Consider the following 11,656-nt stretch of genomic DNA (forward strand, 5'->3'; position numbering starts at 1 on the left):
AAAAAGAGATTGTTTTCGTTTTTAAATGATCATGGAGATAATTGCGGGATGTTTCTGGTGGTTATCTATGGCGATATCTCAGGCGGTATCGAGCAGGGCCTGTCTCAGACGGGGCAGGAATCGGTTCAGAGGCTCTTCTACAAAGGCGCCCGATGCCTTCTGGTGGCCACCTCCGCCAAAAGAGGCGGCCAGGGAACCCATGTCGGTCGTGTCGGTTGATCGAAAGCTGATCGCACACCCCCGGGGTTTTTCCTTTACCAGGGCTACCACCCGAACTCCCTCCACGGCCAGGAGGAGCCGGTAGAGCGCGTCGGAATCGCGGCGCCGGCCGAACTCTCTCTCATCGGCCGCTGTCTGGTAGGTGAGGAGNACCGANCCTTCCAGAAGGCGTTCGGCCCGTTGCAGAAGCCGTGCGATGAGCTGCCTGCTCTCCCAGGATCTGCCCGACGAGAGAAAACGGTCGGTTCCCTGGGGNGANGCCCCTCGCTGTGTCAGTTCTGCTGCTGCCAGAAAGGCAATATGCTGGTGAGGGGCCAGAAAGCGGAAAAATCCTGTATCGGTGGCGAGCCCCAGAAAGAGCCACTCCGCCTCTTCCCGGGTCAGGTCAAGGCCGAGCGATCGAATCAGGGCAAGAGTCAGAATAGTCGCGGCCGGAACCTCGGGAAGAATGAAGTGGACCCCCTGGAGCCGTTCTCCACTGGCGTGATGGTCCACCACGGCCAGGGGCTTTCCCCGGATATCATCGGCCAGGGGGCCGATCCGGTCCGCGCTGGAGCAGTCAACAATGATAACNGCCTCGAAGGAGGCCGACTCCGGGCGCGGAGAAAAATAATGTTCAAAGGGGAGGATCTCCTGTCGCTCGAAGGGACCGGAGTTCACGAGCAGAACCTCCTTGCCCAGTCGTCGGAGGGCGCTACCCAGGGCGAGCTGACTCCCCAGACAGTCTGCATCGGGTTCCTTGTGTCCTGCAATTACAAAAGAATGATACCGGAGGACAAAGTCTTNCAACTCCTCCGGTACCTCGAGAAGGGTGTCTTGTGGCATGTCGCTCCTGCTGCGTCAGTAGACGATACGAAACTCGTCGCTCTCAAAAGCTTCGCGGGGATCCTGGCTGCTCGGCAGGGCTCCCCACGTTCTGTGAGCGCGGTTGGAATGAACAAACAGGCGGAGGTGCGAGACCTCCCCGTTCCGGTAGAACACCGTGAGATAGGGGGCACTGGGGTGAGATGTATAGATTATCTCAGCCTTTCCCGCCGCTTCGGTGAACCATCGGCCAGGTATGTGGACGACGCCCGGGTAGAGATCGGAGCGACTGTAAATAACTTTATAGCCGAGCCTGTGAGGGTAGACGCGCTGGACCTGGACCGTCATGGCGAGCATCGATGACTCTGCTCCGCCCTGATCCTGCGAGAAAACCGGAACCGTCAAAAGGAGAAGGAACGCAGAAACTGCCAACGCCTTGATTGTTCTCATAAAAATATAGTACTACGCCAGCCCCAAGGAAGCAAGCATGACCGCCTTGATTGTGTGTTTCCTGTTTTCTGCCTGATCCCAGACTCGCGAGGCCGGTCCGTCGATGACTGTGGCGGTCATCTCGTTCCCCCTGACAGCGGGCAGACAGTGGAGGAAGATCGCCTCCGGTGCCTGGGCCATGACCTGGTCGGTGACCTGAAAGGGAGAAAGCAGGGCCTTCCGTTCAGCCTCCTGGCCCTCTTCACCCATGGAGACCCAGACGTCGGTGTAGATCACCCTGGCCTCGGGCGGAAGCGATTCAAGATCGGTGTGAACCGTAACGGTGCCGGGGAAGTCCTGGCGTGCGGCCACCGCTGCCAGCAGGTCCGGGTCGGGAGCCAGAGCCCGGGGGCAGATCACATGGTGGTGCATCCCCATAGCAGCGGCTCCCACGAGGAGACTGTTGCTCACGTTATTTCTGCCATCGCCGCAGTAGACCGAGACAACCCCCTCGAGGGCGCCGGTGTGTTCTTCGATGGTAAGCAGATCGGCCAGAGCCTGGGTAGGATGCCACTGGTCGGTGAGTCCGTTCACGACGGGAACTCCGGCGTGGCGCGCCAGTTTTTCCACGGTCTTGTGGCAAAACCCCCGGAACTCGATGATATCGAACATCCGTCCAAGAACCCTGGCGGTGTCTTCTATCGTCTCTTTTGCTCCAAGCTGAATATCGGCGCTGGAGAGAAAGACGGGATGTCCTCCCTCTTCGCCGAAGGCCGTTTCGAAGGCGGCTCTGGTACGGGTTGACCGCTTCTCGAAGAGCATCGCCAAAGTGCGTCCCCGGAAGCGCTGGGGGCGCTCCGCCGTGGCCTGCTCCTGTTTCACCCGGTGGGCGAGGTCCAGGAGATAACGAATCTCCTCGGGGGTAAAATCCATAAGCGCCAGAAGAGATCTTCCTTCAAGAGATTTCACGAAACGGGCCTCCTTCTCAGTGTATCGGTGCTATTCCGCGGAGGAGGCTGGTGCCCTGTCTCTGCGGACGGTAATCTTGTGCATCCCTCTTCGGGAGAGATATATTCGGATCGTCTCTGCATTGTTTGGGACCCTTGTGGTCCGGGCTACCCTGGGGCAGCCTCCTGATCGCCGGTTCTCCGACTGTCGGCATCCCGGGGTGGTTCCTCCGCTNCGTCCCCGCCGGGGAAGGCGATGGGGATGATCTGGTCAACCTGATCGACGTAGAAAAAGTCCAGGCCCCGGGTGTTTTCCCGGGAGAGGATCTCCACGTCGGCCTGGTTTCCCCGGGGAAGTATGACCCGGGAGATATCCCGGCGCTGGGCTGCCAGAAGCTTCTCCTTGATCCCCCCCACGGGGAGNACTCTNCCTGTGAGGGTTAGCTCCCCCGTCATGGCCAGGTCATCCCCCACGGGCACTCCCTTCAGGAGGGAGTAGAGCGCTGTGTAGACGGTAATTCCCGCCGAGGGGCCGTCCTTGGGAATCGCTCCCTGGGGAACGTGGATATGGATCGACTGGGAGGTTCTGTCGAAATTCAGCACCGCCGCAGCTGTGCCCGAGATAATTCTGCTCAGGGCGATGCGGGCGCTTTCTTTCATCACGTCGCCCAGGCTTCCCGTGAGAACCATCTCGCCGGGGCCTTTCAGAAGGGCTGCTTCCACGGAGAGGAGAACCCCTCCCGTTTCGGTCCAGGCAAGTCCCTGGACACGCCCGGGAGGGTTCTCGTCGTGCCGCTCCAGATCGTGGCGATACCGGGGCGGACCCAGGAGACGGTTGATCGTTCCCGATCCCAGAGTCCTGCTGAACGCCTCCGGCGGGGTGCCCTCTTCGAGAAGCTCTCTCGCCAGCTTTCGGGTCACCGAGGCGATCTCCCGTTTCAGGCTGCGAACACCGCTTTCGGTGGTATATTCCGTGATGAGCGTGGTAATTGCGTCCTTTCTGAAGACGATCTTGCNCTCTCCCAGGCCATTTTCCCGGATTTGTTCGGGAATGAGAAAATCCCGTGCGATGCGGCGTTTCTCCGGTTCGGTATACCCGGGAATTTCGATGATCTCCAGACGATCCCGGAGTGCCGCAGGAATGGTATGGAGCGAGTTGGCCGTGGTCAGGAAGGTGACTTGGGACAGATCAAAGGGGATCTCGATGTAGTGATCGGAGAAGGTGCCGTTCTGCTCGGGGTCGAGTACCTCCAGGAGCGCGCTCGAAGGGTCGCCCCGGAAATCGGTCCCAATNTTGTCNATCTCGTCCAGGAGAATGACGGGGTTGTGTTCCTCGGCCCGTTTCATGGCCTGNATGATTCGGCCGGGGAGGGCTCCCACGTAGGTCCTGCGGTGCCCTCTGATTTCTGCCTCGTCCCGGACACCGCCGAGAGAGAGCCTTACAAAGGCTCTGCCCAGGGCGCGGGCAACGGACCGGCCCAGCGAGGTCTTGCCCGTTCCCGGAGGACCGACAAAACAGAGGATGGGGCTCTTGATTTCGGGGTTCAGGGAGTGAACAGCGATATATTCCAGGAGTCGATCCTTGGGTTTCCGCATATCATAGTGATCCTCGTCGAGGATNTCTGCNGCCCGGTGGATGTCGATCGCCTCACGCGGTGCCTGCTCCCAGGGAAGGTCAAGAAGCCAGTCCACATAGGTGCGGATGATGCCGGATTCGGGCGAGACCGGGGGGAGCTTCCTGAGGCGGTCCATTTCCTTGGTGACCCGCTCGGAGACGGCCTGGGGGACGGCCTTTGCCGTGAGGCGCTCCTTTATCTCCCGAAGAGTATCGTCCTCGGAGGAGTCTTCGCCCAGCTCCTTGTTGAGCTCCCGAATTTGCTCCTGCAGAAAGTAGTCGCGCTGGTTTTTCTCGAGGCGACGGCGAACCCGATCTTTTATGGAGCGNTTGAGCTTGAGCAGCTCCACCTCGCCGTTGAGGAGGTCCGAGACGTGTCGGACCCGCTTTACCGTGGATCGTTCCTGGAGCAACTGNAGGCGGCTCTCGCCGTCGAAGGAGACATAGCCAGCTACCAGATCGGCGATCCTGTCGGCACTCTCCGCCGCTGCCACCTTGCGCTGAATGTCAGTGGTGATTACCCCCGAGAGGATGGCGTATTCCTTGAAGGTATCCTGAATAACCCGAACCATTTTGGGGAGCACCCCCTCGGGGTCGGTNCGGTCGGGAACGATCGCCTCGGTCCGGGCCAGAAAGAGTCCCTCCCGGAGGGTTGTGGTCTTCCGGGTAACCCGCTCCTGCCCCTCCAGCATAACCCGCACAGCCCCGTCGGGCATCTTCATGAGTTGTACAATGTGGACGATTGTTCCGGCGGGATGAAACATCTCCGGTGAAGGAGATTCCCCCGGCGGGGGATCGTGNGGGTTCTTCTGGGCCACGGCCAGGACCTTTCGNTCACTCTCCATGGCCTGGCGGATNGCTGCTTTCCCCTCGTCGCGGGTTATCACCAGAGGAAGAAGCATCCCGGGAAAAAAGAAGGTCTCTTTCAGGGGGAGGAGNGGAAGCTCCGGCTGCTCCCGCTTCCCGGGGATNAGTCTCATGCCGANTTCTGGATNACTTCAATGACCGGCTTTTGTCCCTTGAGGATATCATCCTTTGTGATTGCCACGCGNTTNTCNCCCTCCATTGAGGGGATCTCGTACATCACCTCGGTCATGATACGCTCAACGATAGCCCGCAAACCCCGGGCGCCTGTCTTGCGAGTCAGTGCCTGCTCTGCGATTGCCTCCAGGGACCCCTCTTCAAAAACAAGATCAACGTTATCAAGGCGCATCGAGAGCTGGTACTGNTTCACTACGCTGTTTCGGGGTTCCTTCAGGATTCGCGTCAGCGCGGTGATGTCCAGATCCTCCAGCGTGACATGGATNGGAAGGCGTCCCACAAACTCCGGAATGAGCCCGAACTTGATCAGGTCATCGGGATGGATCTGCTTGTAAAGGCTGACCAGGTCTTTTTCGGCCGAGGTCTGCACGTCTGCCCCGAANCCCATGGGTTGCTTGGAGATGCGGGAATCGATGACCCGATCGAGGCCAACAAAGGCTCCTCCCACGATGAAGAGGATGTTCGAGGTATCGATGCGGATCATCTCCTGGCTCGGGTGCTTGCGTCCTCCCTGGGGAGGAACGGAGGCGCTGGTCCCCTCGATGATCTTGAGCAGGGCCTGCTGGACGCCCTCGCCACTCACGTCGCGGGTGATCGAGGCGTTTTCGCTCTTCCGCGCGATCTTGTCGATCTCGTCGATGTAGATGATCCCCCGCTCGGTGGCGGAGATGTTCCCCCCCGCTGCCTGGTAGAGCTTGAGGAGAATGTTCTCGACATCCTCCCCCACGTAGCCCGCTTCGGTGAGGGTTGTAGCATCGGCTATGGCAAAGGGGACTTTCATCTTTCGCGCCAGGGTCTGGGCGAGGAGCGTTTTCCCCGTCCCTGTGGGACCGATCAGGAGGACGTTGGATTTTTCCAGTTCCACCTCGTCCTCCAGGTCGACCTTATGGCTGATTCGCTTGTAGTGGTTGTAGACCGCCACGGAAAGAATCTTTTTTGCTGCGTCCTGGCCGATTACGTAGTTATCGAGATACTCCTTGATCTCCTTCGGACTGGGAACCGTCTCGAGGATGGTGGAGGTGAGGATATCGTCTTCCTCGTCGATCATGCGCTTGCATACATTTACGCATTCGTCGCAGATGTAGACCCCCGGACCCGCGATGAGTCGCCGGGCGTGTTCGGCCTTCTTTCCGCAGAAGGAGCAGGACTTACCGGTTTCATTTTTTTGTTTTATCATTGGTACCTCGAACAAGAATTTCGTCTGCTATCCCGTAGGCTACACCTTCCCGGGCAGACATGAAGTAGTCCCGTTCCAGATCCCGGCCAATCTCGTCGGCGGTTTTCCCGGTGTGGAGGGCGAAGTAGTCGATCAGCATCTTTTTCAGCCGGACGATCTCGCGGGCCTGGATGCCGATGTCCGTGGCCTGCCCCTGGGCCCCACCCCAGGGCTGGTGGATGAGTATCCTGGAGGAGGGAAGGGCCCGGCGTTTTCCCGCAGCTCCTGCCGCGAGGAGGAGCGCCGCCATGGATGCTGCCTGTCCCATGCAGATCGTCTGCACGTCCGGTCTGATGTACTGCATGGTGTCGTAGATGGCGAGCCCCGCCGTGACAGACCCTCCGGGGCTGTTTATGTAGAGGCTGATGTCCTTTTCAGGGTCCTGACTCTCGAGAAACAGCATCTGCGCCACCACGAGGTCGGCAACGGCGTCGTGAATCTGGCCGTCCAGGAAGATGATCCTGTCCTTCAGGAGGCGGGAAAAGATGTCGTAGGAACGCTCGCCGATGCCGGTCTGTTCTACAACGATCGGCACCAGCGTATTGCTCTGTTCATTCATACCCGGAAACTTACCCATTCTCGGCCATCAAGTCCAGATATTTGATCTTGTCGCCGGCTTTCACGGTGCTTTTTTCCAGGAGACGGTCAAAAAGGGCTCGTTCGGCCAGATCCTGCTTCACATAGGAAAGCATATTGTTATTCCGGTAATATTCAAGGATCGGCTCGGGATCGGCCTTTCGCTCCTGGGCGTCCTTGCGAACCTGCTCCTCCGCTTCGTCGTCGCTGATTTCGATTTTCTCGAGCTCGATCAGTTTCTGGGCGATCAGGCTGCGCTTCAGGCGCTCCAGGGCCGAGGGGCGCCACTCNTCAAAGATCTCGTCCCTGGTTTTCCCCTGGAGGGTAAGGAGTTGCTCCAGCTGTTCCGGCGTGGCGCGGTACTGTTCGGCGAGTCCCCGCCAGCTCGATTCGAGCTCCGTCTGTACCATCGAGGCAGGAATATCGAGCGGTGTATTCTCAGATATCTGGTTCATGAGTTCGTCGATCATCATGTTCCGGATCTTCTTCTCGGCGTTCCCGGTGAGGCGCTGCTTGATGTCCTTCCGGAGATCCTTGAGGGTCTCGAACTCGTCGCTCACATCCTGGGCGAACTCATCGTCCAGTTCGGGCACATCGCGCTGCTTGATCGTGGAGACCGTTACCTGAAGGCGTTTTTTCTGCCCCTTCAGGGATTCGTGGTCATCATCGGAGGTGTACTCTTTCTCTATGGTCCGCGTCTCGCCCCGGGAGAAGCCGATCAGGTCCTTGTCGATGCGGTAGAAGTTCTCTTCCTGGCCTGCGGTGATGGTGATATCTTCCTGTCGTGTAGCTTCCAGGGGGACTCCCTGATCGTCGAGTTCTTCCAGTGTGACCGTGACGATGTCACCCTCTGCCACGGCGCCCTCTTCCTTCTCGATAACCAGGGCGTTCTGTTGCCGCAGTTCTTCCAGCTCCCGGTCCTCATCGGCCTTGGTGATGGATACCTTGGGCTCCGTTACGGTGAGGCCCTCGTAGGTTCCTGGAGTGACATCGGGGAAGACATCGTAGGTGACGCTGAAGGAAAGGGGGGCGTCCAGGTCGAGTTCCAGATCTTCTTCTACCAGGGTAGGCCGTGTGTAGGGAAGGGGGCGCTCTTCCACATCCTTCAGGGCCTCTTCAAGGCCGGCCTCGAGGAGGTTCTGAAGGGCCTCAGCGCGGAAGCCCTCGCCGAAACGGCGTTCCAGGATATCCCGGGGCACTTTGCCCTTGCGGAATCCCTTGATCTGAGCCGATTTTGCGTATTTCTTGACGAGGTCGTCGTAGGCCACCCGGACTTCATCCTGGGGGATTGTGATGTGTAGCTGTACCGCCGAGTTTTCGCGTTTCTCGATCTTTTTTTCCTGGATCATCTGTAACCCTCTCGAACATACCAGATTTCAAAATAGTAACAAAAAAGGCGATTCGGGGATTCCCGAACCGCCTTACTATAGAGAGAGCGAGAGACGGGATTCGAACCCGCGACATCCACCTTGGCAAGGTGGAGCTCTACCACTGAGCTACTCTCGCAAAAACGGCTCGCATGACGCGAAACCCGGAGCGGTAGGGTTGGTAACTCCACGATCGGATCTTGCGTCCCTTCCGTGCGAGAGAAGGGACTCGAACCCTTACGCCGTTCCGGCACCAGATCCTAAATCTGGCGTGTCTACCAATTTCACCACTCTCGCTAATGCTAGCCAAAGGCCTGCATTATGTCAAGCACCTGGAGCGCATTTTAGCGCTCCTTTTTGCCAGCCCTGAGCCGTGAAGGGATCGAACCTTCGACCCGCAGATTAAGAGTCTGCTGCTCTGCCAGCTGAGCTAACGGCCCAAAATGTGTTGTACGCCCGGCAGGATTCGAACCTGCGACCTGCGGATTCGAAGTCCGACGCTCTATCCAGGCTGAGCTACGGGCGCATCAACAGGGTGGATGACGGGACTTGAACCCGCAACAACCAGAACCACAATCTGGCGCTCTACCATTGAACTACATCCACCGCGTGTGTCGGGAGGAATATGCCGTGTTGCTCATTTTTTGTCAAGCCGGTTTCGCGATTTTTACCGCCAGGAAGGCGCGCTCCCAGGCGTAATCCCCAGGGGTGATCCCTTCGCACCCCCGGCGAAGTTCCTCCAGAATTCCAGGCTCGCCCAGACGGAGGATCTCTTCTGCCAGGGGCTGGCCCGCACCAAACCAGCTTTGAACCATCGGGGGCGTGATCTTCCGCTGAACCTTGGTGTGGATCCAGGATTGCAGGGCGATGCCATGGGATTCCTCCGGGAGAGGGAGGCGAGAGAGAGNCTCTTCCCACAGGGGAGGGCGCGGGGGAAAGATATTCTTCTCTGCCCGGGAAAGGGTCTCCCCCGTCCGGGCTGACAGGGAGAGAAGGTCTCCCAGGAGACGGGAAGGGACGGTTCCCCGGGATGGATCGAGGTCGAGGAAGAGAAGGGTCCCCCCGGGCGCGATCAGGGGAAGCAGCCGCTCCAGAACGGGCAGGGGAAGATCTCCGGGCCAGAGGCGACAGAGGATCCGGTCGAAGGGCCCCGAGTAGTCACCTGCTTCTGCAGGAACGATCCCCGGTTCTGTCGGGCCCGCTATACGAGGGGCCTCGAGATCCTCCAGGGGAGAACGTTCCAGAAGGTGTCGCATCGATTCGATATCCCGCTGGTCCGATCCCCAGGCGAGGGTGAGTCCCCCGGGGGTTCGTCGCAGCGTCTCCCAGAGGAAAAGCTGGAGGGCGGCCCCGCAGAGAAGAACCCTGTCCGTGGAAAGGGGCCCCAGAAGTGCCAGGGCCTGATCTCTCAGGGCGGTGGCTTCTTCCAGGGTTGCCTCGTCCATGCGCTGGAGCCACCGGCTCGATGCCCCTCGTGATGCTCCCAGGGTGTATATCTGGAGCGGCTGTTCCTGTTCGGCCGCAAGTTGAAGCCGCCGCCGTTCTTCCAGGACCTGTCGGCGCGATCCTTCCCACCCCTGGTCTCCAGGGTGATAGAAGATGTTTCCCTGAAGGGTTTCGGGAAGATACTGTTGAGCGACCCAGTGGTCCCGGTAGGCGTGAGGATAAAGGTAGCCATGTCCGTGCCCCAGAGAAGGCCCGTCTCTGGACGGATCCTGAAGATGTGAAGGAACATCGTCGGAACGAGCCTCCTGAACCGCCTTGATCGCGTCGAAATACCCCAGGGTAGAGTTCGATTTGGGCGCCATGGCGCAGTAGAGCGTGGCCTGGGCAAGGTGGAACTGCCCCTCGGGCATTCCCACCCGATCAAAGGCGTCGGCGCAGGCCGTGACCCGGGAGATCGCCTCGGGATCGGCCAGCCCCACATCCTCGGCGGCGAGGATAAGGAGGCGCCGGAGAATATAGCGGGGNTCTTCTCCCGCCAGGATCATTCGGGCGAGCCAGTAGAGCGCTGCGTCAGGGTCAGACCCGCGGAGGGACTTGATAAAGGCCGAGATCGTGTCGAAGTGGTAGTCGCCGTCCTTGTCGTAGAGGACAGCCCGCCGCTGGATGCTGTCCTCGGCGATCTCCAGGGTGACCTCNATAGAGATTCCCGGGGCAGGGGGGAAGGCATCACCGCTGGTTTCCACAGCGAGCTCCAGGGCGTTCAGGAGCGTCCGGGCATCGCCCGAGGCGGTTCTGACCAGATGATCCCGGGCATCCCGGGTAAGGTTCACCGGGTATCGTCCGTAGCCGCGATCGGTGTCGCCCAGGGCGAAGTCGATCACCCGGTGGAGGTCCTTCTCTGTCAGGGATGTCAGGAGGAAAACCCTGCTTCGCGAGAGCAGGGCCTTGTTGACCTCGAAGAAGGGGTTTTCCGTGGTGGCCCCCACCAGAATGAAGAGGCCCTCCTCAACCCAGGGCAGGAGCGCGTCCTGCTGGCTCTTGTTCCACCGGTGGACCTCGTCGACAAAGAGGATCGTCCGCTGGCCGGTTCTCTCGGAAAAGCTTTGGGCCCTGGTGATTGCCTCGCGGATATCCTTGACCCCGCTGAGAACGGCGTTCACCGANATAAACTGACTGCAGGTTTTTTCGGCGATAACCCGGGCCAGGGTTGTTTTTCCGGTGCCGGGAGGCCCCGAGAGGATGAGCGACTGGAGCTGATCGGCCTCTATGGCTCGGCGAAGGAGTTTTCCGGGGCCCAGGATATGCTCCTGGCCGATGAACTCCTCCAGGGAACGCGGGCGCAGCCTCGCCGCCAGGGGAGGTCGCGCCTGCCCGAAAAGGGATTGTTCCATCGTGGTCTGNGCCGGTTTCTCAGGAAGGGAAGAGTTCCGCAGGGTCTCCCCGTTCGGACGAGAGCTGCCGCTCCTGGAGAACCAGGGCCTCTTCCTGACCGGCGAGCTGGCGGAGTCGTTCTTCCAGATCGGCAATCTCGTTGCGGGTCTTTTCCTGATGCCTGCGACAGTGAGCCAGCTCCTTCTCTACCGATTCCAGTTCCTGGCCCGCCTGGAGTCGTTTCAGTATCGATTCCTGGTGGCTGATCTCCTGCCGGAACTCCCCGATCCGCTGGAGGTGGCTCTCGAATCCGGGGAGAGATTCCTTCTCGACGATCGCCCCGATGGCAGCCGATAGTGTTGTGAGCTCCTCTCTGGCTCGAAGGATGTCCTCCTCCCGTTCTCCCCGGGCACGATCGAGGGCCCGGTTCGCCGAGAGAGCGTTGAACTCCTCTACCAGCTGGCCCGATTCCCGGGTGAGTTCCTGTCGTTCCCGGTCGATCTCCTTCCAGCGCGCTCGTGCGGCCATGAGGGGCTCCGATACCCGGTTCAGTTCCTCGTCGTTTACCTGTTCGATAAAGTCGCCCTGGGCGAGTTGCTCTCCTGTAGTCTGGAGGAGGTCGGGC

General features: G+C 59.8%; 8 protein-coding genes and 5 tRNA genes. All 13 read right to left on the reverse strand.

Annotation, left to right across the window (positions count from 1 at the left end):
• Positions 1–78: 78 nt before the first annotated feature.
• On the reverse strand, positions 79–1,044 hold the full coding sequence (locus tag B071_RS0111720; protein WP_018527273.1) for a DHH family phosphoesterase: 966 nt from the start codon (positions 1,042–1,044) through the stop codon (positions 79–81).
• 15 nt (positions 1,045–1,059) lie between these two features.
• Positions 1,060–1,473, reverse strand: coding sequence for a hypothetical protein (locus tag B071_RS0111725; protein ID WP_103681112.1), 414 nt, complete (start codon positions 1,471–1,473; stop codon positions 1,060–1,062).
• Positions 1,474–1,485: 12 nt separating this feature from the next.
• A complete protein-coding gene (argF, locus tag B071_RS0111730) occupies positions 1,486–2,421 on the reverse strand; it encodes an ornithine carbamoyltransferase (RefSeq protein WP_018527275.1) in 936 nt (311 codons plus the stop codon).
• Positions 2,422–2,567: 146 nt separating this feature from the next.
• The gene (lon, locus tag B071_RS17400; protein ID WP_018527276.1) at positions 2,568–4,994 is read right to left on the reverse strand and encodes an endopeptidase La; all 2,427 of its coding nucleotides are present in this window, start codon (positions 4,992–4,994) and stop codon (positions 2,568–2,570) included.
• Positions 4,991–6,232 carry an ATP-dependent Clp protease ATP-binding subunit ClpX gene (gene clpX, locus B071_RS0111740; protein WP_018527277.1) on the reverse strand — a complete coding sequence of 414 codons (1,242 nt, stop codon included), beginning with the start codon at positions 6,230–6,232 and terminating at the stop codon, positions 4,991–4,993. The genes lon and clpX overlap by 4 nt, the downstream gene beginning before the upstream one ends.
• Positions 6,213–6,830, reverse strand: a complete 618-nt coding sequence (gene clpP, locus B071_RS0111745) for an ATP-dependent Clp endopeptidase proteolytic subunit ClpP (RefSeq protein ID WP_026245194.1) — start codon at positions 6,828–6,830, stop codon at positions 6,213–6,215. The genes clpX and clpP overlap by 20 nt, the downstream gene beginning before the upstream one ends.
• A gap of 10 nt (positions 6,831–6,840) precedes the next feature.
• Positions 6,841–8,196, reverse strand: coding sequence for a trigger factor (gene tig, locus B071_RS0111750; RefSeq protein ID WP_018527279.1), 1,356 nt, complete (start codon positions 8,194–8,196; stop codon positions 6,841–6,843).
• 85 nt (positions 8,197–8,281) lie between these two features.
• Positions 8,282–8,353, reverse strand: a tRNA-Gly gene (locus B071_RS0111755).
• Between the two features lie 75 nt (positions 8,354–8,428).
• Positions 8,429–8,511, reverse strand: a tRNA-Leu gene (locus tag B071_RS0111760).
• Between the two features lie 70 nt (positions 8,512–8,581).
• Positions 8,582–8,654: transfer RNA gene (locus B071_RS0111765), tRNA-Lys, on the reverse strand.
• 11 nt (positions 8,655–8,665) lie between these two features.
• Positions 8,666–8,740: transfer RNA gene (locus B071_RS0111770), tRNA-Arg, on the reverse strand.
• 8 nt (positions 8,741–8,748) lie between these two features.
• A tRNA-His gene (locus B071_RS0111775) sits at positions 8,749–8,820 on the reverse strand.
• 41 nt (positions 8,821–8,861) lie between these two features.
• Entirely contained in the window at positions 8,862–11,051 is a 2,190-nt protein-coding gene (locus B071_RS17405) for an AAA family ATPase (protein WP_018527280.1), read from the reverse strand.
• Positions 11,052–11,656: the final 605 nt, after the last annotated feature.

It is taken from the genome of Alkalispirochaeta alkalica DSM 8900 (assembly GCF_000373545.1).
Classification (GTDB): Bacteria; Spirochaetota; Spirochaetia; order DSM-27196; family Alkalispirochaetaceae; genus Alkalispirochaeta; species Alkalispirochaeta alkalica.

Excerpts from the sequence above, each read along its gene's own strand:
- clpP (WP_026245194.1), bottom strand. The coding sequence starts at position 6,830 with ATGAATGAACAGAGCAATACGCTGGTGCCGATCGTTGTAGAACAGACC.
- B071_RS0111725 (WP_103681112.1), bottom strand. The coding sequence starts at position 1,473 with ATGAGAACAATCAAGGCGTTGGCAGTTTCTGCGTTCCTTCTCCTTTTG.